Annotated in this window: 18 protein-coding genes, 1 tRNA gene and 1 rRNA gene; 11 read left to right on the top strand and 9 right to left on the bottom strand. The window is 65.5% G+C overall.

Annotated features, from left to right (window positions below; genetic code table 11):
- Together rrf and PY310_RS12035 are read left to right on the top strand one after the other, a co-directional pair.
- Positions 1-116, top strand: a 5S ribosomal RNA gene (gene rrf / locus PY310_RS12040).
- A 341-nt stretch (positions 117-457) separates the two neighbouring features.
- On the top strand, positions 458-955 hold the full coding sequence (locus tag PY310_RS12035) for an SRPBCC domain-containing protein (protein WP_275214614.1): 498 nt from the start codon (positions 458-460) through the stop codon (positions 953-955).
- Positions 956-972: 17 nt separating this feature from the next.
- Here PY310_RS12035 and PY310_RS12030 read toward each other — a convergent pair whose 3' ends face one another.
- Together PY310_RS12030 and PY310_RS12025 are read right to left on the bottom strand one after the other, a co-directional pair.
- Positions 973-2,019 (bottom strand): LacI family DNA-binding transcriptional regulator, encoded by a 1,047-nt coding sequence (locus PY310_RS12030; RefSeq protein WP_275214613.1) that lies wholly within the window; start codon positions 2,017-2,019, stop codon positions 973-975.
- Positions 2,019-3,746, bottom strand: coding sequence for a glycoside hydrolase family 13 protein (locus PY310_RS12025; RefSeq protein WP_275214612.1), 1,728 nt, complete (start codon positions 3,744-3,746; stop codon positions 2,019-2,021). Before PY310_RS12025 ends, PY310_RS12030 begins: the two co-directional genes overlap by 1 nt.
- Before the next feature lie 178 nt (positions 3,747-3,924).
- Here PY310_RS12025 and PY310_RS12020 point away from each other — a divergent pair, with 178 nt between their 5' ends.
- Entirely contained in the window at positions 3,925-5,319 is a 1,395-nt protein-coding gene (locus PY310_RS12020; protein ID WP_275214611.1) for an FAD-binding oxidoreductase, read from the top strand.
- Between the two features lie 110 nt (positions 5,320-5,429).
- Here PY310_RS12020 and PY310_RS12015 read toward each other — a convergent pair whose 3' ends face one another.
- The 4 genes from PY310_RS12015 to PY310_RS12000 form a co-directional block, all read right to left on the bottom strand.
- Positions 5,430-6,848: a DUF4032 domain-containing protein gene (locus PY310_RS12015; RefSeq protein ID WP_275214610.1), complete on the bottom strand. Its 1,419-nt coding sequence runs from the start codon at positions 6,846-6,848 to the stop codon at positions 5,430-5,432.
- A 144-nt stretch (positions 6,849-6,992) separates the two neighbouring features.
- Positions 6,993-8,075, bottom strand: coding sequence for an ABC transporter ATP-binding protein (locus PY310_RS12010; protein WP_275214609.1), 1,083 nt, complete (start codon positions 8,073-8,075; stop codon positions 6,993-6,995).
- 232 nt (positions 8,076-8,307) lie between these two features.
- On the bottom strand, positions 8,308-9,138 hold the full coding sequence (gene otsB, locus PY310_RS12005) for a trehalose-phosphatase (protein WP_275214608.1): 831 nt from the start codon (positions 9,136-9,138) through the stop codon (positions 8,308-8,310).
- Positions 9,128-10,630, bottom strand: coding sequence for an alpha,alpha-trehalose-phosphate synthase (UDP-forming) (locus PY310_RS12000; protein WP_275214607.1), 1,503 nt, complete (start codon positions 10,628-10,630; stop codon positions 9,128-9,130). The genes otsB and PY310_RS12000 overlap by 11 nt, the downstream gene beginning before the upstream one ends.
- 179 nt (positions 10,631-10,809) lie before the next feature.
- Here PY310_RS12000 and PY310_RS11995 point away from each other — a divergent pair, with 179 nt between their 5' ends.
- A complete protein-coding gene (locus tag PY310_RS11995) occupies positions 10,810-11,700 on the top strand; it encodes a DsbA family protein (protein WP_275214606.1) in 891 nt (296 codons plus the stop codon).
- Between the two features lie 184 nt (positions 11,701-11,884).
- Positions 11,885-11,961: transfer RNA gene (locus tag PY310_RS11990), tRNA-Thr, on the top strand.
- 82 nt (positions 11,962-12,043) lie between these two features.
- On the opposite strand, the gene PY310_RS11985 is transcribed toward PY310_RS11990, so the two are convergent.
- Positions 12,044-12,535 (bottom strand): MarR family winged helix-turn-helix transcriptional regulator, encoded by a 492-nt coding sequence (locus PY310_RS11985; protein ID WP_275214605.1) that lies wholly within the window; start codon positions 12,533-12,535, stop codon positions 12,044-12,046.
- 238 nt (positions 12,536-12,773) lie between these two features.
- On the opposite strand from PY310_RS11985, the gene PY310_RS11980 reads away from it, so the two are divergent.
- The 6 genes from PY310_RS11980 (at position 12,774) to PY310_RS11955 (ending at position 19,494) form a co-directional block, all read left to right on the top strand.
- On the top strand, positions 12,774-13,712 hold the full coding sequence (locus PY310_RS11980) for an SDR family NAD(P)-dependent oxidoreductase (protein ID WP_275214604.1): 939 nt from the start codon (positions 12,774-12,776) through the stop codon (positions 13,710-13,712).
- Between the two features lie 31 nt (positions 13,713-13,743).
- On the top strand, positions 13,744-14,634 hold the full coding sequence (locus PY310_RS11975) for an amidohydrolase family protein (protein WP_275214625.1): 891 nt from the start codon (positions 13,744-13,746) through the stop codon (positions 14,632-14,634).
- 1 nt (position 14,635) lies between these two features.
- A complete protein-coding gene (locus tag PY310_RS11970; RefSeq protein WP_275214603.1) occupies positions 14,636-15,877 on the top strand; it encodes an acyl-CoA dehydrogenase family protein in 1,242 nt (413 codons plus the stop codon).
- Positions 15,878-16,004: 127 nt separating this feature from the next.
- Positions 16,005-16,460, top strand: a complete 456-nt coding sequence (locus PY310_RS11965; RefSeq protein ID WP_275214602.1) for a MaoC family dehydratase — start codon at positions 16,005-16,007, stop codon at positions 16,458-16,460.
- A gap of 40 nt (positions 16,461-16,500) precedes the next feature.
- Positions 16,501-17,868: an MFS transporter gene (locus tag PY310_RS11960; RefSeq protein ID WP_275214601.1), complete on the top strand. Its 1,368-nt coding sequence runs from the start codon at positions 16,501-16,503 to the stop codon at positions 17,866-17,868.
- 57 nt (positions 17,869-17,925) lie between these two features.
- Positions 17,926-19,494: an acyl-CoA synthetase gene (locus tag PY310_RS11955; RefSeq protein WP_275214600.1), complete on the top strand. Its 1,569-nt coding sequence runs from the start codon at positions 17,926-17,928 to the stop codon at positions 19,492-19,494.
- 40 nt (positions 19,495-19,534) lie between these two features.
- Here PY310_RS11955 and PY310_RS11950 read toward each other — a convergent pair whose 3' ends face one another.
- On the bottom strand, positions 19,535-19,789 hold the full coding sequence (locus PY310_RS11950) for a hypothetical protein (RefSeq protein ID WP_419095478.1): 255 nt from the start codon (positions 19,787-19,789) through the stop codon (positions 19,535-19,537).
- Positions 19,790-19,885: 96 nt separating this feature from the next.
- Positions 19,886-20,278, bottom strand: coding sequence for a YidH family protein (locus PY310_RS11945; RefSeq protein ID WP_275214624.1), 393 nt, complete (start codon positions 20,276-20,278; stop codon positions 19,886-19,888).
- Positions 20,279-20,310 lie beyond the last annotated feature (32 nt).

Below are 20,310 nucleotides of genomic sequence, written 5' to 3'. Positions count from 1 at the left end.
ACGGCGGTCATAGCGTGGGGGAAACGCCCGGTCCCATTCCGAACCCGGAAGCTAAGACCCACAGCGCCGATGGTACTGCACCCGGGAGGGTGTGGGAGAGTAGGTCACCGCCGGAACACCATTAAAAATGGTTGAGACCCCCCGACACACACGTGTCGGGGGGTCTCCCACATTTAACCACCCCCCTTGCATCCAGGCAGCCCGGCACCCGCAGCCCGGCACCCGCCGCACCCACAAAACGCTCTCTCACTTAACGCGGGAAATCCCCAAACCCTCCCGCACCCCCGGCCACGGCACAACACCCCACACCCACGGCATACGCCCGCCCACCGCCGTCCAGCGGAGCATCAACCGCGGGAGCGTCCGCCGGGAACCCACATCAACTGCGAGAGCATCCACGGAAAACCCACATCAACTGAGAGAGCGTTTCAAAGGGGGCCGCGTACAGTTGACGTCCATGGAGAACCTTTTCAGTCACGCAGAAGATGCCCCGTCCGGCCAAGCCGAGCCCAGGGAAAGCCTCGAGCCTGTCATCCACGCCGTGACGGTGCCGGGGCCGGTGGCCCAGGCCTTTGCCGGGTTCACGGACCACACCCACTTGTGGTGGCCGATGGAATCCAACAGCGTCTTTGGGGCGGGCTCCTACGTCGAATTTGAGGACATCCTCATTCTGGAGACCGCCGATGATGGCAGGACCGCGGTCTGGGGCAGCATTGATGACTGGCAGCCGCCGCTCTCCTTTCACGCCTCCTGGTATCCGGGAACCACGGCCATGTGGTCCACTGAGCTGCGGGTTGCCTTCAGGGCGGTACCGGAGGGGACGGAGATCCGGCTGGTACATGACGGCTGGGAAGGCGCCGAGGACCCGGCCGCGGCCCGGGCCGTTTACGCGCAGGGCTGGCCGGTAGTGCTGGACCGCTTCGTCCGGTTCATGGGTGGGGACACGGGCCGGTAGGCCGGCGGGTCGCCACCTCACAACGGCGGAACAGCCGTACTGTTCCGGACCAGGAATTCGGTGGGGTATTCCCGGTCGGTAGGCTCCGGAGCCGGCGACGCGCCTTTGGAACGCGGCTCCGCGCCGGCGTCGAGCCTTTCCAGCAGCAGCCGGGCGGCAAGCGCCCCCTGCCCCCGGGGATCCTGGCTGATGGTGGTCAGTCCGACCACCTCGCCAAGTTCGTGGCCGTCCATGCCGATCACGGAAAGATCCTGCGGCACGCGCAGCCCGAAGTCGCGCGCGGCGAGAATGGTGCCGATGGCCATTTCGTCGGAGGCAGCGAATACGGCCGTGGGCCGCTCGGCCGCGGTGGCGAGGAGTGTGCGGGCACTGGCGTAGGCGCCCTGGATGGTGAAATCCGCGGAGACGGTCCATTCCGGGCGGACATTGTGGCCTGCGGCAGCCATCGCGGCTTCAAAGCCGGCGCGGCGGATCCCGGGAAGCTTGAAGTCCCGGTTGAGCTCTCCGTCTCCCGTCAGGTGCGCGATACGCGTATGTCCCAGTCCGATCAGGTGCTCAGTAGCGGCGCGGGCCAGGCGAGCGTCATCGATCCTGATGGTGGAGGCGCCGGCCAGCGCACCGCCTATGCCCACGATGGGACGGTGAATGGCCAGAAGCTGCTGAATCTCGGCCTCGCTGAGGACCAGCGCCACCGCAATCACGGCGTCCAGCCGCTTGCGGAGCAGGAAATCGGTGAGGACGCTCTGGCGGCGGTCCGGCTGATCGCCCACGTTGTACAGCGTGAGGTCATAGCCCGCGTCCAGGAGCGCGCCGGAGACACCTTCGACCACTGATGAGAAGTACCAGCGGTGGACGGACGGCACTACCAGGCCCACATTGTGGTTGCGGCCGGAGGCGAGGCTCGAGGCGTGGTACGACGGGACGAAGCCGAGCTCGTCTGCGGCGGCCTTGGCCAACTGCCGGCTCCTGGCCGACACATTCGCCTTGCCGCTGAGCGCCCTCGACACCGTGGCAATCGAAAGTCCGGCGCGGTCGGCAACGTCTTTGATGCCCGCGAGTCCCACTATTCCGCGCCGCCTCCATCAAGGCAGAGCCACGCCGTTTCACCTGAGGCGAGGCGGTGGCCTGTCTCCGGTCCTGCGCTCCGCAGGAGGACGCGGCCGGCCGGCAGGTCGAGGGGCTCGTGGTTGAGGTTCATGATCACCAGCGTAGTGCCGTTGACGTAGGCGAGGGATGAGCCGCTGCACCAGTCCTCCGCCCAGGCCAGGGACCCGCTGCCGAGGTCCAGCCCGCGGCGGAGCGCAAGCATGCTGCGGTAGAGGTTAAGGTGCGACGACGGCGCAGCGGCCTGGGCGTCCCGCGCCAGTTCCCCAAAGCTCGCCGGGAGGGGGAGCCAGGGATCTGCCCCGGCGCCGAAACCCAGATGCCGTTCAGCGGCCCGCCACGGCAAAGGGACGCGGCAGCCGTCACGGCCCAGGCGCTCCCCGCCGGTGCGGGCGAACGTGGGATCCTGCCGCAGGTGCCCCGGGATGTCAGTGCCGTCCGGCAGACCGAGTTCCTCACCCTGATAGAGGTAGGCGGCGCCGGGCAGGCCCAGCATAAACATCGAGGCGGCCGCTGCCCGCCGGCGGCCGAGGTCCGTGTCCGGCTGGGGATCGGCGGGGCCGATGCCGTCGCCGTCGCGGGGCCCATGACCGTTGTAGCCGAAGCGCGAGGCATGCCTGACGACGTCGTGGTTGGAGAGTACCCACGTGCTGGGTGCGCCCACGCCGTTTAGGACTGTCAGGGAGTCGGTGATGACGCCGCGGAGCCGGTACACATCGAGCCCGGCGTGCAGGAACGGGAAGTTGAAGGCCTGGTGCATTTCGTCGGGACGGACCCAGTGGGCCAGACGGGGGAGGTCCACGCCCGCCTCGGCGCACAGGATCCTGTCCGCCCCGTATTCGTCCAGGATCCGTCGCCAGGCCCGGTATATGTCATGCACCGCGGGCTGGCCGAACATGGGTGCCTCGTGGCCGGGGAAGCCGTCCGAGCTGCCGCCATCGGCCCGGCCGCCCCAGCCGGGGAGTCCGGGCGCCTTGACCAGGGCATGTGCAACGTCCACCCGGAAGCCGGAGACGCCACGGTCCAGCCAGAAGCGGAGCACCCGTTCAAATTCGGCATGAACGGCCGGATTGTCCCAATTGAAGTCGGGCTGGGAGGAATCAAAAAGGTGCAGGTACCACTGGCCGGGCTGGCCGCCGGGACCCGTGATCCGGGTCCACGCCGGTCCGCCAAAATGGGACTGCCAGTTGTTCGGCGGTTCGTTGCCGTCGGGTCCGGTGCCATCGCGGAAGATGAACATGTCCCGTTCGGGACTTCCTGCCGGCGCGGCGAGGGCGGCCTGGAAGGCTACATGCTGGTCAGAACAGTGGTTGGGTACCAGATCCACAATGACCCGCACGTTCAGGCGGTTGGCCTCGGCCATCAGGACGTCGAAATCCAGCAGCGTACCGAAAATCGGGTCGACATCACAGTAATCGCTAACGTCATACCCGGCGTCCCGTTGCGGCGACTTGAAGAACGGTGACAGCCAGACAGCGTCCACGTCGAGGTCAGCCAGGTGGGGCAGTTCCGCCGTGATCCCGGCAAGATCACCGATGCCGTCGCCGTTCAAGTCGCGGAAGGACCGCGGGTACACCTGGTAAATGACCGCCGATCGCCACCACCCGGGGGCCTGGCTGGCCTCGTGGATGAGCGTCAAAGGACTCGTCAGTGGTGGTGTGGCGTAAGTCACTGTATCTACGGACATGGGGACAGCCTAGGCGCGAATGCGTGAAAGTGTGAAAACGCTTCCATGTTGGCCGTTCAGTTTCCGCGTCGATTCCTGGGGAACTTCCTGCTGACCTGTGGAAACGTTTGCAGCCGCCGCCCAAGACACATTACTGCCGGGTATCGTCACGATGGCGCGTCCTAGACTAGGAGCACCAATGACGACGACGGATGGAGGCTGCGTGGGCAGCTTGGTTGAAGAGCTGGTTGGCGCACTCGGCGCGGGCCAAGTCTGCACGGCGGAAGAAATCATGCCCACCTATGCCGTGGACCAGGCCCCGGTGCTGGACTACCAGTTGCCCCTGGCCGTGGTCTTCCCCCGCACAGTGCCGGAAGTCCAGGCCGCGGTCCGGCTCTGCGCCGCCCAGGGGGTATCGGTGGTCGCCCGGGGAGCCGGGACCGGTGTTTCCGGAGGCGCACACGCGAGCCGGAACTGCATTGTCCTGTCACTGGAACGGATGAACCGCATCCTTGACCTGAACGCGGACGACGAGACCGCCGTCGTCGAGCCCGGGGTGGTGAACGCGGCACTCAACGAGGCCGCGGCGGAGTACGGGCTGATGTATGCGCCGGATCCGGCGAGCTTCCGCACCTCCACCATCGGCGGCAACGTAGCCACCAACGCCGGCGGATTGCGGTGCGCCAAATATGGCGTTACCCGGGACTCGGTGCTGGCCCTGGATGTGGTGCTGGCGGACGGGTCCCTCATCCACACCGGGCATCAGACATTCAAGGGTGTTGCCGGCTACGACCTTACCGGCCTGTTCGTGGGTTCCGAAGGGACGCTGGGAATAGTGGTGGGGGTGACGGTGCGCCTCAAGTACCTGCCCCGCGACATCCGCACCGTCGCCGCGTTCTACCCGGACTTCCGGCAGGCCGCTGCCGGCGTCCTGGCTGTGGGACGGGCCCGGGTGCAGCCGGCCATCATGGAACTGCTCGACGGCGGCACGCTGGCCCAGCTGGACCACCTCCACGGCTCGGATCTGAGTTCACGGGGCCGTTCGCTGCTCCTGATCCAAACCGACGGGTTCGGGGCGGCGGCGGAGGCCGACGTCGTGCGTTCCGTGCTCGCCGCCGGCGGGGCAACGGTGAGCACCGAATCCACTGCTGAAGCGGAACAACTGGTGGAGCTCCGCCGGAACAGCCGCGGCGTTGAAGTGGACGATCAATACCGGGTGGGGGAGGACGTTGCGGTGCCGCGGTCACGCCTGGTGGACTATGTGGCCGCCCTCGAAGACCTGGCAGCGAAGCATCATGTAAAGCTGAAGGTGGTGGCGCACGCGGGGGACGGCAACCTGCACCCCACATTCTGGATTGACCGGCAGGACAACGCCGTCGACGCGGATGCCATGGGGCGGCTGAACCTGGCCCTGGATGCCTCCGTGGTCGCGGCACTCGACATGGGCGGGACCATCACCGGGGAGCACGGGGTGGGCCAGTACAAACTGCGCTGGCTGGGCCTGGAGCAGCCGGAGCCGGTCAGGGAGCTCCAGCGCAGCATCAAGGCACTCTTTGATCCGGCCGGGATCCTCAACCCCGGCAAGGCCATCTGAGCCGCATCTACGAAACTGGGTAGCAGCAAGTGTCGTTTTGAGCGCCCATAACGACAGTTACTGCTACCTAGTTGGGTTTTAACCCAAGCGTGCTGCAGCCCCGGCGGGTCTTAGTCGTCGACGTCCGGATACTCGTCGATGGTTTCCTCATCCCCGTACCGGGACTCCTCGTTCTCCGCTTCGAGGATCTTCAGCATGCCGGTGTCCGGGTTGAGCATGATAGCGGCCTCGTCGCGGCGGTGGCGAAGGATCGAATCGATGTAGGACTGCACAGCCTCGGCGAGGGGGATGTGGCGGGCCTGCTCCTCGGACATGTACCAGCGGTGTTCCAGGACCTCGTGCACGGCCTCGGCAGGCTCCAGCTTGCGGGACAGGTCGCGGGGGATGGACCGGACGATTGGTTCGAACACCTGGCTGACCCACAGATGGGCGCTGTATTCCTCGTCCATCCCCGGGTTGTTGTCCGCCCGGAAGGTGTCCATGTCATTGAGCAGGCGCCTGGCCTGGTTTTCCTGGGCATCCAGCCCGGTCAGGCGGAGCAGCCGGCGCATGTGGTGGCCGGCGTCCACCACCTTGGGCTGGAGCTGGATGGTGGTCCCGTTCTGGGTGGTCTTGATGGCGTATTCCTCGACGTCGAAGCCGAGTTCGTTGAGCCGCCGGATGCGGGCGGCCACACGCCAGCGTTCGCCGAGTTCGAAGGACTCCTTCTCCGTCAGTTCTGCCCAGAGCCGGCGGTAACTTTCCATGATGAGTTCACTGGTGGCTACCGGGTCCACCTTCTCCTCGATGAGGCCACCATCCAGGAGGTCCATCAGCTCACCGGCGATATTGACCCGGGCGATCTCAAGGTCATATTCGCGCTGGCCCGTGGACAGGTCAGGGTACAGCTCGCCCGTTTCGGCATCCACCAGATAGGCGGCAAAGGCGCCGGCATCACGGCGGAACAGCGTGTTGGACAGCGAAACGTCGCCCCAGTAGAAGCCCACCAGGTGCAACCGGACCATCAGGAGCGCCTGGGCGTCGATGAGTCGGGTCAGGGTGTCCTTGCGCAGCATCTGGGAGAACAGGGCGCGGTACGGCATGGAGAACTTCAGGTGGCGCGTGACCAGCACCGGGTTCAGCGGCCGCCCGTCCACGGTGGTGCGGCCGGTGATGACCGCCACCGGGTCCACACACGGGACATCCAGGCGCGCCAGCTTACGGAGCATGTGGTATTCATGCCGGGCGATGTGCTCCGACGTTTCCTTGATGGCAATGACGGAGCCACCCAGATGCGCGAACCGCACAATGTGGCGTGAGATGCCGCGGGGGAGGGCCGCGAGGTTCTCCGCGGGCCAGTCCTCCAACGCGATGTGCCAGGGCAGGTCAAGGAGTTCGGGATCCGCCGCGGCCGCCGTGATGCTCAGCGAACTCGAGACGGCGGCGAGTTTGGAATCATTGGCGCTTGCCGCCTCAAACCGTGGCAGTTTGCCCACCTGCGCGTAGTCGGTGGGCTCATCGTGCCACTGGGCGCTGTTTTCATCGGTCATGAGTCAATTCTTTCGTACATCAGGGTGCCAGTGGCAAAATGCCTTCAACGAACGACGGCGGCCCTCCCGTTGTGGGGGAGGGCCGCCGTCGTTCAGTGGTTCTCGAGAGTCTCGATCACCGGGTGGCTAAGGCGCCGGTGGGGACTAGTCGCCCAGGCGCAGGCCGGTCTTGGTGTCGAACAGGTGCACGTGGCCGGACTGCGGACGGACGTAGATGGACTCGCCCTTCATCGGAGGGCGGCGGCCGTCGACGCGTGCCACGATGTCGTGGTTCTTGCCGTCCAGCGTGGTGTGGCCGTAAACGTAGGCGTCGGCGCCGAGCTCTTCAACAACGTCCACTTCAACCTTGAGGCCCTCGCCCTGCGGGGCGGCTTCGAGGTCTTCCGGCCGGCTGCCCAGGGTGACGGTGCTGCCATGGGCCTCTTCGAGGACGTTGTGCGGCACGGGGTAGACCGTTCCGCCGAACTGGACACCGCCGTCGACGACGGGAAGTTCCAGCAGGTTCATGGCGGGGGAGCCGATGAAGCCGGCCACGAAGACGTTCTTGGGCTTGTCGTAGAGGTTGCGCGGGGTGTCAACCTGCATCAGCAGGCCGTCCTTCAGCACGGCGACGCGGTCGCCCATGGTCATGGCCTCGACCTGGTCGTGGGTGACGTAGACGGTGGTGACGCCCAGGCGGCGGGTCAGGGACGCGATCTGCGTACGCGTCTGGACACGCAGCTTGGCGTCCAGGTTGGAGAGCGGTTCGTCCATGAGGAAGACCTGCGGGTTACGGACGATGGCGCGGCCCATGGCAACACGCTGGCGCTGACCGCCGGAGAGTGCCTTCGGCTTGCGGTCCAGGTACGGCTCAAGGTCAAGAAGCTTGGCTGCTTCACGGACGCGCTCGGCGCGCTCCTCCTTGGAGACGCCGGCAATCTTCAACGCGAAGCCCATGTTGTCCGCAACAGTCATGTGCGGGTAGAGAGCGTAGTTCTGGAACACCATTGCGATGTCGCGGTCCTTCGGCGGAACATCGGTGACGTCACGGTCGCCGATCAGGATCCGGCCCGCATTGACGTCCTCAAGGCCGGCGAGCATGCGCAGGGAGGTGGATTTACCGCAACCGGAGGGTCCAACGAGGACCAGGAACTCGCCATCGGCGATTTCAATGTTGAGCTTGTCAACAGCGGGCTTTTCTGTGCCCGGGTACAGACGCGTAGCGTTATCAAAAGTAACTGTAGCCACAGTTATCAATCCCTTCACCGGCAGGTACGTGCCGGACGATCCGTAGTGAATGGTCATGTAATTCAGTTATCCACGGCATTGCAGCCGTGTACTCCCCGGCCGAAGCCGAGGAGTATCGCGTGACGCCGCACGGTTCTGTGCGCCACATCACAACCAAGAGTATGTCAGACGCCGTGGTTATTGTTGCAAATGTTACGGAGGTCACATGTGAGGTTGACCATGCGGTCCAGGCTCAGGCGGGCCCGGGTTCTTCTTCGGCCACCACCAGGCTCCGCTCCTGCAGCAGCGCCTCCAGCAGTTCCGCCACGTGAACCGGCGACTCCACCCGGAACTCTGCCTGGGTGAAGTCCAGTCCGACCTTCACGCCCACATCGCCGGGCTCAAGCCGGCCCAGGGCATCCTCGTCGGTGACATCGTCTCCGGCGAAGAGGACCGCCGTCGCCCCCGTAATCTGGCGCAGGAAGGTCAGGCCTTCCCCCTTGGACGCGTTGACCACAGAGGTTTCCAGGACGCGCTTGCCGGTTTTCAGGAACACGCCTTTGTGGTCCTGGAGGAGGGAACGGGCCGCAGCCACCGCGTCCTCGGCGACGTCGTCCTCAGCGAGGCGGGTGTGCAGGACCACGCCGGCGGGCTTGTCTTCCAGCAGCGTGCCCGGCGCCTGCTCCACGATTTCCTCAAGCAGGCCGCGTACTTCGGCGAGCAGGATTCGCTGGTCCTCGTCGAGGGTCAGCTCCGTGGAGCCGGGGCCGAGCCAGGCTTCAGCCCCGTGGCTGCCGATCAGCAGGGTGTCCACCGGGGGCGACGCCACCGCACGCAGGGAGGCGAGGGCACGGCCTGAGAGGAGTGCCGTCGTCGTGCGCGGAAGGGCGGCCAGCCCGGCGAGGGCGGTAGCCGAACGCGGGAGCGGGCGGGCGTCTCCGGCGCGGTCCACAATCGGGGAAATGGTGCCGTCGAAGTCCAAAGCCACCAGCAGGTGGTCGGTCCCGGCGATGCGCCGGACGGCCTCCCGGAGTTCGGGGGACAGGGCGAGGGGATGCTTGGCGGGGCGGCTTTCAGGAGTCATCGCGGACAACCTTTTCGTTCAGGGCGGCGAGGAAATCCGCCGACCAGTGGTCGACGTCGTGCTCCAGGATCTGCTTGCGCATGGCGCGCATGCGGCGTGCAGCCTCCCGCGGGGACATGTTGACCGCGTGCATGATGGTGTCCTTGAGGCCGTCGATGTCATGCGGGTTCATCAGCAGTGCCTGCTTCAGCTGGTCGGCCGCGCCGGCGAACTCGCTGAGCACCAGGGCGCCGTCGTTGTCCTTGCGGGCGGTGACGTACTCCTTGGCCACGAGGTTCATGCCGTCACGCAGGGCCGTGACCAGCATGACGTCCGCGGCGAGGTACAGGGCCACCATCTCCTCCACCGGGTAGCTGTGGTGCAGGTAGCGCACGGCCGTGTTCTGGATGGTGTCGTAGGTGCCGTTGATGTGGCCCACCGTGCCCTCGATCTCCTCGCGCAGGAGCCGGTACTGCTCCACCCGTTCCCGGCTGGGGCTGGCCACCTGGATCAGCGTGGCATCGGTGACGGCCAGCTTGCCTTCGTTGAGGAGTTCCTCAAACGCCTTGAGCCGGTGCCGGATGCCCTTGGTGTAGTCCAGGCGGTCGACACCCAGCAGGACGGTCTTGGGGTTGCCGAGGTCCTGGCGGATCTGGCGGGCCCGTTCGATGATCTCCGGCTTGTGCGCCAGTTCATTGATGTGGGCGACGTCAATGGAAATGGGGAAGGCCTGGGCCCGTGCGATGTGGGTGATTTTGCCGTCGTGGCCCTTCACATGCACCTGCTGCTGCTTAACGCTGGCGCCAAGGAACCGGCGGGCGGAACGCATGAAGTTGCCGGCGTCGCTGGGGCGCTGGAAGCCGACGAGGTCGGCGCCCATCAGGCCGTCGATGATGGCCTTGCGCCAGGGCAGCTGGGCGAAGATTTCCGGCGGCGGGAAAGGGATGTGGTTGAAGAACCCGATCCTCAGGTCCGGCCGCGCCTCGCGGAGCAGCCGCGGCACAAGCTGCAGCTGGTAGTCCTGGACCCACACCGTGGCACCGTGGTCCGCGTGGTGCACGACGGCGTCGGCGAACCGCTGATTGACCTTGCGGTACGCGTCCCACCACGTCCGGTGGAACTCGGGCGGGGCGATGACGTCGTGGTAGAGCGGCCACAGGGTCGCGTTGGAGAAGCCCTCGTAGTAGAGCTCGACGTCGTCCGTGCTCAGCTGGACCGGGACCAGGTCCATGCCGCCGTGGCTGAAGGGCTTGACGGTTTCGTCCGGGGCGCCGTGCCAGCCCACCCACGCGCCGTCCGTTTTGGTCATCATGGGGGCGAGGGCTGTCACCAGCCCGCCGGGGGAGCGGCGCCAGCCGGAGCCGTCGTCTCCGCTCTCACCGGGCGCGGTGCGGTCAACAGGCAGCCTGTTGGACACCACCATAAAGTCGTACTTGGTGGGCGACCGGTGGCCGCGCGGGGCCGGGTGGCCTTCGGGTACGGCTGTGGGTTTTTCCTGGACGGGTGTTTGCATTGCGGCCCCCTGGGGTTGCTTGTGCCTTTAAGCCACCTTAATAGGATGGATACTTCGGGGCCATTCGTCCGCCGGTATCAGGGACTAATACTTGAAAAGGCAAGCTCTCAGGTTTCTGTCCTAAAATGGATGGAGTCGCCACAGAGTGGTCCCCCTATGTCGATCGACCCTAGGAACACATGAGCCCCGCAAATGAAATACGTAAGTCCAAGGCTGAGCGCACTTCGGAGGCGCGCGAGAAGGCCCGCCTGATCCGGGAGGCCCAGCTTAAGAAGGACAAGCGCAACAAGCTGCTGATCGGCTGGGGCATCGTGGTGGCCGTAGTGGCCATCCTTGCGGTGGTGGCTCTGGTGGTGACCACGACGATGCGGCAGAACGCGCCCATCGCCGATCAGGGACCGACTCCGGCCAACGGCAACATTCACGGCGGCATCACATTGCTCGCCAACTCCGAGGTTGCCAAGTCCGAACCGGCCACCGTTGACGCCGCGTCCGTGGGCGAACCGCCGCAGGCCGCCCCTGCCGAGGTGGTTGCGCCGGGCGCCCAGGCCGAAGCCGGCAAGCCGGTCAAGGTGGTCCTGTACATCGACTTCATCTGCCCGGTCTGCAAGAACTTCGAGGCCCAGTACAACGAGCAGCTGACCTCGCTGCGCAACGAGGGCAAGATCAGTGTCGAATACCGCGCTCTTGGCTTCCTGGACAGCCGGTCCTCCACCAACTACTCCTCCCGTGCAGCCAACGCGGCCGCCTGCGTTGTGAATGAGTCCCCGGAAAAGTACGCCGCCTTCGTTGATGCGCTCTTCGCCAAGCAGCCTGCCGAAGGCTCCGCGGGCATCTCCGACAATGACCTGAAGAAGATGGCCACCGACGTCGGGGCCAAGCCCATCGACACCTGTGTGGATGATAAGACCTACCGCCCGTTCGTGAAGTTCACCACCAAGGAAGCCGCCGCCATCGGTGTGACCGGCACGCCCACCGTGTTTGTTGACGGCCAGCAGTGGGGCAAGGGCGCCAGCGCCCAGACCCCGTTCCCGGACTTCCTCCAGGCCGCGATCGCCGCGAAGGGCTGATCCGTCCGCAGCCCAGCTGAAAAATGGCCCGGTCCCGGTTCGCTCCGGGGCCGGGCCATTGTCGTTTCTTTGTGGGCCGCGCTGCGCTGGGCCATTGACGACGGCGGTGCGCGCGTTTTTACGAGCGGGCGGACTTGGGCTAACCTTATCTAGCGCCGTTCAGGCGCACACCCGGTATGGGTGCGCCTCCTTAGCTCAGTTGGCCAGAGCACCGCTCTTGTAAAGCGGGGGTCGTCAGTTCGAATCTGACAGGAGGCTCCAGTTCTCCCGTGTGTAGTCTTCCGCGGAATCCTGCCGGGTGGCATAGCCGGACAATCCACAGCGGACCTGCCGCAGGGCATTCTTAAGCGGGCGTCTCTTCGGCCCACACGGCCTTGCGGAGGATTGCCCGCAGCGAGGCCACTTCCCGCTCGGAGAGCATGCTCAGGTGCCGGGCTTCGGCGGCCTTGGTGGCCTTCTGTGCCGAGCCGTGGACCTTCCGGCCTTCCGCGGTGGCGGCCACCAGCTTCTGCCGCCGGTCCGAAACCCCCGGCTTCCGTTCCACCAGGCCGCGCTGCTCCAGTTCGTCAATGAGGGCGACAATCTGGCTGGGGTCAAGGCTGAGGAACTCAGCCAGCTCCCGCTGCGTAGGGCCGAGGTTGCCGCAGGCCAGCGCGAGCACCGAGTAGGAGCGCTCTTTCAGCCCGAACTCGGCCAGGGCGGCATTGTTCAGCACACTTCCGGCCGCGTGCAGCTTGGCCAGCAGGAAACCCATGTCATTGCTGATGCTGGATTCCGCCAGTCTCGAGGAAGGCTCGCTGGAGTTTACGGCGGCGTCCGTTGCCTGGAGTGTCATGATGCCTTTCGGGCCGGCGGGCTGTTTCGTTGAATTATTCAATGATCCCACCGAACGCCGTGTTGGCGGAAATTCCGGACCCGCGGCGCGGGTCGGAAGCAGCGCAAGTTTGGATGCAGAAATAAATGATTGACTTTTTCAAGGATTTGGTTTCTTATTGAACCAGACAAGGGAGACGGGCATCACATGCCGGCCTCCCGGGGAATCCGCCGCAAGGGCGCAATGCAAAGGAGCAGCGATGAGCCTGTCAGGGAAAGTAGCAATCGTCACCGGAAGCGGTCAGGGACTTGGCCTCGCCTACGCCCGGGAACTCGCACGCCAGGGGGCCGCCGTCGTCATCAACGACGTCAACGCCGACACGGCCGCCCAGGCTGTGGCCCAAATTGAGGCAGACGGAGGCCGCGCCACCGCCGTCGTCGCTCCGGTGGGCAGCACCGAAGCCGCCAAGGCGCTGGTAGAAGGCGCCGTCAAAGCCTTCGGCCGCCTGGACATCCTGGTGACCAACGCGGGCATCCTGCGGGACAAGTCCCTCCTGAAGATGACCGACGAGGACTTCGACCTGGTCATCAACGTCCATCTGAAGGGCACCTTCACCTGCGTCCGCGAGGCATTCGCCTACTTCAAGGAAAACAACATCCCGGGCAGGATCATCACCATCGGTTCCCCTACGGGCCAGCGCGGCAACTTCGGCCAGACCAACTACGCGGCAGCCAAGGCCGGCATCGTGGGCATGGTCCGCACCTGGGCCCTGGAAATGAAGAAGGCCGGCGTCACGGTCAACAGCGTGATTCCCGTGGCCGCCACCGCCATGACCAAAACGGTCCCGTACTTCCAGAAGGCCGTTGAAGCCGACGAGCGCGGCGAAGTCATGCCCTCCTTCTTCCGGCATGACCTGGGCTTCGGAACGGCCGACGACGTCGCGGGCCTGGTTGCGTTCCTCGCCTCCGATGCCGCGGCAGGGATCACCGGGCAGGTCATCGGTGCCGGCGGAGACCGGCTGCAGGTTTGGACGCACCCCGAGGCAGCCACCACCGAATACCGCGAGGGCGGGTGGAGCTACGACGCCCTGCTCGAGAACGCCGGTGAGCTGTTCAACGCCGACACGCTCCAGAGCTACGGCGAGGAATTCCTCCCGCTGCCCGAGGAGCTCAAGCCCGAGCCGGCCCCGACCCGCTAGCCACCCTGCTCCGGCCACCTGACTTAAGGACATCTGTATGCGTTACGAACTCGGCATCGATGCCGCCAAAGTCGATGCGATTGACATGCACGTTCACCTGGAGGTGGACGGCCACGGCCATGAATCGCTGCCGCCGGCCCTGACCGAGGCGTCCGCGAAGTACTTCAAAGCCGAGGACCGGTCCCCGTCCCTTGACCGCATCGCTGAAACCTACCGGGAACTGAACATGGCCGCCGTCGTGTTCACCGTGGACGCGCGGACCCAGCTCAAGCACGAGCCGAACAGCATCCCGGACCTGATCGCGGGCGCCGCGAGGAACAACGATGTGCTCATTCCGTTCGGCAGCGTGGACCCGCGCACCGGGGAAGAAGCGATCGCCAGGGCCAAGCACCAGGCCATTGAACTCGGGGCCCGCGGTTTCAAGTTCCACCCCTCCCTGCAGGGCTTCGACCCCTCCAACGAGCAGTTCTACCCTCTCTGGGAAACACTCCAGGAACTCGGACTGCCCGCGATCTTCCACACCGGCCAGAACGGCATGGGCGCAGGCCTGCCCGGCGGCTACGGGATCAAACTGGCCTACTCCAACCCGCTCCTGCTCGACGCGGTGGCAGCCGATTTCCCGGAACTGCAGATCATCATGGCCCACCCCTCGGTGCCCTGGCAGGACGAAGCCAACTCCATCGCCACCCACAAAGCCAACGTCTTCATTGACCTGTCCGGCTGGTCACCGAAATACTTCCCGGAGTCCCTGGTCCGGATGTCCAACTCGGTCCTGCAGGACAAGGTCCTGTTCGGCACCGACTTCCCGCTCATCACCCCGCAGAAGTGGCTCGGCGCGTTCGCCGACCTGCCACTCAAGGACGAGGTCCGGCCCAAAATCCTCAAGCACAACGCCGTCCGCCTGCTCGGGCTCGGAGGCTGAGATGAGCACCGAAACCACCCTGGCCGCAGGTCAGGCAACGGCAAGCCCGGAACGCCTGTACGGCGTCTGTGACTACTACGACGCCGAGTCGCTGCTGACCGACGGCGAACGCCGGGTCCTGGGCAGGCTTCGCAGCTTCCTGGACGAGAAGGCGCACCCGCTGCTGGCCGATCACTGGGAGCGCGGCGAGTTCCCCACGGAATTGGGTCAGCCGCTGATCGACCTGGACCTGATGGAACCGGCCGAACTGACGGGCGGGGCCTCCGGTGCTGAACCTGTTCCTGCCCGGGGCATCTACCAGGGCTTCCGGATCTTCGAACTCGCCCGCACGGACGCGTCGTTGGCCACGTGGTACACCGCGCAGGCGGGGCTTTTCCGCACGGCCATCCGTGTGGGCGCCTCCGAGGCCCAGCAGCGGGAGTGGATGCCCAGGGTGATCGACTTCTCGCTCAAGGGAGTCTTCTCACTCACCGAACCCGAGTCAGGTTCGGACATCGCCGGCGGACTGTCCACTACGGCACGGCGCGAGGGGGACGGCTGGATCCTGGACGGCGCGAAGCGCTGGATCGGCGGCGCTTCCACCGCCGACGTCCTGGCCGTGTTCGCCCGCGATGTGGCGGACGGACAGGTGAAAGCCTTCCTCGTCGAGCGGGAGGCACCCGGGGTGACGCTGGAGAAGATCCACGGCAAGACGTCCCTGCGGATGATGCAGAACGCCCACATCACCCTGACAGGGGTGAGGGTGCCCGAGGCGATGCGCCTGCACAACGTGAACTCTTTCCGCGACGTCGCGGCGATGCTGCGGGCCATGCGCTCGGACGTCGCATGGATCGCCACCGGCCTCCAGGCCGGCGCCTTCGAAGCGGCCCTGGGCTACGTGAATGAGCGTAAGCAGTTCGGCCGCAGCCTCGGCTCGTTCCAGCTGGTCCAGGAGAAACTCGCCCGGATGCTCGGGAACGTCACCGCCTCCCTGTCCCTGGTGGTGCGGCTGACCGAGCAACAGGCCAAGGGCATCTACCGCGACCAGGAGTCAGCCCTGGCCAAAATGCAGACGTCGTTGCTGATGCGCGAAACAGTGGCTCTGGCCCGCGAGGTGGTGGGCGGCAACGGCATCACCCTGGACACCGACGTCGCCCGCTTCCATGCGGACGCAGAAGCCGTCTATTCCTACGAGGGAACCCACGAGATCAACGCACTCATCATCGGCCGGGCCCTCACCGGCGAAAGCGCCTTCACCCGCTGACCGGCGCCAACCACCCGCTCGGCGGCGCCAACCACCCGCTGAGCGGCGCCGACGGCGGAAGCCCGGCAGCCGCCGTCGTACTTACACAAAGACAAAACAACCAACCACACCTCACCAGGAGGCAAAGATGCCCAACCTCGTCGTCGACTTCGACAAACTGCTCACCCTTTCCGGCACCGATCTCGGCGCCACCGAATACACCGAAATCACTCAGGAACAAATCAACAAGTTCGCTGACGCGACCGGTGACGACCAGTGGATTCACGTGGACCCTGAGCGCGCCAAGGACGGGCCGTTCGGCGCGCCGATCGCGCACGGCTTCCTGACCCTCTCACTCATCATCCCGTTCTGGGGCGAGCTGTTCGACGTCGAGGGCGTCACCACCAAGGTCAACTACGGCCTGGACAAAGTCCGCTTCACGTCCCCGGTGAAGGTGGGCTCACGCATCCGGATGCAGGCCACCATCGCCGAAGTCACCGAGGTCAAGGGCGGCGCCCAGATCAAAGTCGCCAGCACCATCGAAATCGAAGGGCAGGAACGCCCCGCCGTCGTTGCAGAGTTCCTGGCCCGGTTCTACAAGTAGACCCCAACCTTTCTCCACAGCAGTCAAAGAAGGAACAACCATGTCCGGAGTCAACCAGCTGCAAGCCATGGGCACTGCCGAGCGGCGCAAGGAAGCGCGCACCGTCATCGCCTCCAGCTACCTGGGCAGCACCATCGAGTACTACGATTTCCTGCTTTACGCCACCGCCGCCGCAGTAGTATTCCCGAAGGTCTTCTTCAGCGGGATGGACGACTGGGTGGGCGTGGTGGCCGCCTACGGCACGTTCGCCGCCGGCTACGTGGCCCGTCCCCTGGGCGGCATCATCTTCGGCCACTTCGGCGACAAGCTCGGCCGCAAGAACATGCTGATCATCTCCATGCTGATGATGGGCATCGCGTCCACGCTGATCGGTGTGGTCCCGGATGCCTCCGTGGCGGGCCCCTGGGGTGCGGTGCTCCTGGTCCTCCTCCGCGTCTTCCAGGGCATTGCCGTGGGAGGGGAGTGGGGCGGTGCAGCACTCATGGCGCTGGAACATTCCGAATCCGGCAAGCGCGGCTTCGCGGCCTCCTTCGTCAATGCGGGCGCTCCCACAGGCGCCGTCCTCGGCACCCTCGCCATGGGCGCATTCGCTGCCCTGCCCAACGACCAGTTCCTCAGCTGGGGCTGGCGCGTGCCGTTCCTGCTCTCCTTTGTCCTGCTGGGCGTGGGCATGTTCGTCCGCCTCAAGGTTTCCGAAAGCCCCATCTTCAAGGCTGCGCTGGAACAGGAAAAAGCTGAACAGGCGCAGGCTGACATGGAGGCCGCACAGGCGGGCATCACCGCCAAACGCGACATTCCGCTGCTGCTGGTTTTGCGCCGGCCCAAGACCCTGATCTTCACCATGCTCGCTGGCGCCGCCGGCTTCGCCCTGCAGGTGGTCCTGGCAACCTTCTCCGTCACCTACGCCGTATCCAAGGGCGCGGACCGGCAGGGCGTGCTGTACGCGTTTGCGGCGGCGTCAGCCCTGTCCATCGTGTTTGTCATCCTGGGTGGGAAACTCTCCGACAAACTGGGACGCCGGCCGGTCATGATCGGCGGACTGGTCCTGTTCATCATCTACCTCATTCCGATGTTCCAGCTGCTGTCCTCGAACAGCATCATGCTGATCTTCGTGGCTTTCGCCATCGGCCTGATGATCCACTCCACCCTGTTTGGGCCGCTGGCAGCCTTTGTGTCCGAGCAGTTCGGCACCACGTCCCGCTACACCGGGGCATCACTGGGCTACCAACTGGCCACCCTCCTGGGCGCAGGCTTCACCCCTGGCATTGTGGCCCAGATCTTCAAGGACTCCGGCCAGGACACTGCCTCGGTGGTCACCTACCTGGCCGTCATGTCCGTCGTGTCGATCGTTTTCATCCTGCTCACCCGGGAACCGAAGAACAACAACCTCCTGACAGTGAAGTCCTGACACCCGGCCCTCAGAGTCCGTATCAGCGACCCCACCTCACAGCAGAAAGGATTTGCCGTGGAAAACTTTGGCATCGGCTCATGGCTGCAGCGCCGCCGTCCCAAGTCCGGCAGCAAGGCCGCGCTCATCAGCGGCGACCGGGAGACCAGCTACGGGGAGCTCGCTGACCGGAGCGTCCGGCTGGCCAGCGCCCTCCGGGACAGGGGAGTGACGAAGGGGGCCCGGGTGGCCTACCTGGGCGACAACCATCCGTCATTCCTTGAAACGCTCTTCGCCTGCGGGCAGCTGGGGGCCATCTTCGTCCCCCTCAACACGCGCCTGGCCCCGCCGGAGATCCAGTTCCAACTTCAGGACTGCGGCGCAGAAACACTCATCCACGCCGGGAGCCTGGCCGGCCTCGCCACGGCCGGCGTGGCAGGCACGGGAGTCACCTGGCGCATCTCAGTGGATGATTCCGCCGGGGCGGCGGCTGCCCCCGAAGCGGCCGGCGGACAGGGCACGACGGCGGCGGAGGACTTCGACACGGTACTCGCCTCAGGTGCGGACCAGTACGTTGATGTGCCGGTGGAACTCGACGATGGCGCCTTGATCCTCTACACCTCCGGGACCACGGGCCGTCCGAAGGGCGCCCTGCTGACCCACGGCAACGTCACCTGGAACTGCATCAACGTGATCGTGGACTTCGACTTTTCCTCGCAGGACGTGGCGCTGATGATTTCGCCGATGTTCCACGTGGCGTCGCTGGACATGGGCGTCCTGCCGACGCTCCTCAAGGGCGGAGCGGTCATCCTCGAATCCAGGTTTGATCCGGCCAGGATCCTGAGCCTGATCGAGCAGTACAGCGTCACGACGATGAGCGGGGTCCCAACCACCTATCAGCTCATCTGCGAACACCCGGCGTGGGCAACAACCGATCTCAGCTCGCTGAACAAGCTCACCTGCGGGGGATCCGCGATCCCCATGCGGGTGCTCGACGCCTACGAGTCCCGGGGGCTCCAGATCGGCACCGGTTACGGCATGACCGAAACCGCCCCGGGAGCGACGGTCCTCCCCGCGTCGCGGTCCCGTGACAAGGCCGGTTCCGCCGGGCTTCCGCATTTCTTCACCGATGTCCGGATCGCCGACCCGATCGCCGGCATCGCGGCACCGGGAACCGTGGGGGAGATTCAGATCAAGGGCCCCAATGTGATCAGGGAATACTGGCGCAGGCCCGACGCCACCGCCGAATCCTATGCAGACGGCGGCTGGTTCAAATCCGGCGACCTCGCCTACACGGACGAGGAAGGATTCGTGTTCATCGCCGACCGGCTCAAGGACATGATCATTTCCGGCGGTGAGAACATCTACCCGGCAGAAGTGGAGCAGGCCATCAGCGAACTTGACGCCGTGGGCAGCGTGGCAGTGATCGGGGTTCCGGACGAGAAATGGGGCGAAGTTCCCCGTGCCGTGGTGCTGCTGCGGGACGGTGCCCAGCTCACCGAGGCTGAGTTGCGGACCCATCTTGAGGGCAGGCTGGCGCGCTACAAAATCCCCAAGTCGGTGGTGTTCGTGGATGACATGCCGCGCACAGCCAGCGGAAAGATCAGAAAGGCCGATCTACGGAAGCAGAGCCCGGCCCAGCCCTGATGCGCCGGTCCCTCCGGGCCAGTGCTCCACGGGAAGGAAGTCAGTGCTCCATGGGAAGGAAGAGGACGATATAGATCCCCAGGCAGGCGAGGAAAAGGACGCTGGCCGCGATGGCTGCGGTTGAAACGACGTCGGGAGTGATGGCTTCCTGGTTGATGCCGTTGATTGCGTGGTGGAAGCGTCGCTTGCGGGAGAAGTTGATGGCCAGCGCTGTGGCCAGCGGTGCCGCGACCAGGGCGCTCACAACCAAGCCGTGGTGAGGCATCCAACGCAGGAACACTGCGGCCGCAACCACAAGGGACAGGGTGGTGCGACCCCAGGCCAGATCCGTGCGTTCCGGTTGGAGTCCCGGGTCCCCATGGCTAGGTGGTCTACGTTGTGAGGTCACGGCTCAGAAGGGGCGGCCGAGGACGAACACCATCATTGTCCCGGCCACGAGTGCGCCGCCAATTGCCAGGATCGGGGCAGTCCAAGGCAGCGGAAGCGGCTCCTTGCGACGCATGGAGCGCTCAACCTTCAGCCAGCGGAAGAACGACCCGCCCCCAATCAGGAGTGCGAGCACGAGCAGCAGAACGGCTACCGACTTACGCAATCCGGCGCCGAAGAGGTCGGCCGCGAAGGCTTCGACGGCGACCCCTCCGGCCAGCAACGCGAGCGAGGTCCGGATCCACGCCAGGAAGGTGCGTTCGTTTGCCAGCGTGAACCGGGGGTCAGGCTCGGTGCCGCCGCGCAGGACACGCTCCGAGAAGCCGGATCGTTCCCTGCCAGGCTTGAGGTCCTCCATTGTGTTTCCTTCCACGTTCCTTCCTGAGTTGC

The sequence above is a fragment of the Pseudarthrobacter naphthalenicus genome, from assembly GCF_029076445.1.
GTDB classification, from domain to species: domain Bacteria; phylum Actinomycetota; class Actinomycetes; order Actinomycetales; family Micrococcaceae; genus Arthrobacter; species Arthrobacter naphthalenicus.
The sequence above is the reverse complement of the archived record's forward strand: the minus strand, read 5'-3'. Positions and strand labels throughout refer to the sequence as shown.

Excerpts from the sequence above, each read along its gene's own strand:
- PY310_RS12015 (WP_275214610.1), bottom strand. The coding sequence starts at position 6,848 with ATGACCGATGAAAACAGCGCCCAGTGGCACGATGAGCCCACCGACTAC.
- PY310_RS11995 (WP_275214606.1), top strand. The coding sequence starts at position 10,810 with ATGAGCCCCGCAAATGAAATACGTAAGTCCAAGGCTGAGCGCACTTCG.
- PY310_RS11970 (WP_275214603.1), top strand. The coding sequence starts at position 14,636 with ATGAGCACCGAAACCACCCTGGCCGCAGGTCAGGCAACGGCAAGCCCG.
- PY310_RS11960 (WP_275214601.1), top strand. The coding sequence starts at position 16,501 with ATGTCCGGAGTCAACCAGCTGCAAGCCATGGGCACTGCCGAGCGGCGC.
- PY310_RS11985 (WP_275214605.1), bottom strand. The coding sequence starts at position 12,535 with ATGACACTCCAGGCAACGGACGCCGCCGTAAACTCCAGCGAGCCTTCC.
- PY310_RS11945 (WP_275214624.1), bottom strand. The coding sequence starts at position 20,278 with ATGGAGGACCTCAAGCCTGGCAGGGAACGATCCGGCTTCTCGGAGCGT.
- PY310_RS12020 (WP_275214611.1), top strand. The coding sequence starts at position 3,925 with ATGACGACGACGGATGGAGGCTGCGTGGGCAGCTTGGTTGAAGAGCTG.
- PY310_RS12035 (WP_275214614.1), top strand. The coding sequence starts at position 458 with ATGGAGAACCTTTTCAGTCACGCAGAAGATGCCCCGTCCGGCCAAGCC.
- PY310_RS12025 (WP_275214612.1), bottom strand. The coding sequence starts at position 3,746 with ATGTCCGTAGATACAGTGACTTACGCCACACCACCACTGACGAGTCCT.
- PY310_RS11965 (WP_275214602.1), top strand. The coding sequence starts at position 16,005 with ATGCCCAACCTCGTCGTCGACTTCGACAAACTGCTCACCCTTTCCGGC.
- otsB (WP_275214608.1), bottom strand. The coding sequence starts at position 9,138 with ATGACTCCTGAAAGCCGCCCCGCCAAGCATCCCCTCGCCCTGTCCCCC.
- PY310_RS11980 (WP_275214604.1), top strand. The coding sequence starts at position 12,774 with ATGAGCCTGTCAGGGAAAGTAGCAATCGTCACCGGAAGCGGTCAGGGA.
- PY310_RS12000 (WP_275214607.1), bottom strand. The coding sequence starts at position 10,630 with ATGCAAACACCCGTCCAGGAAAAACCCACAGCCGTACCCGAAGGCCAC.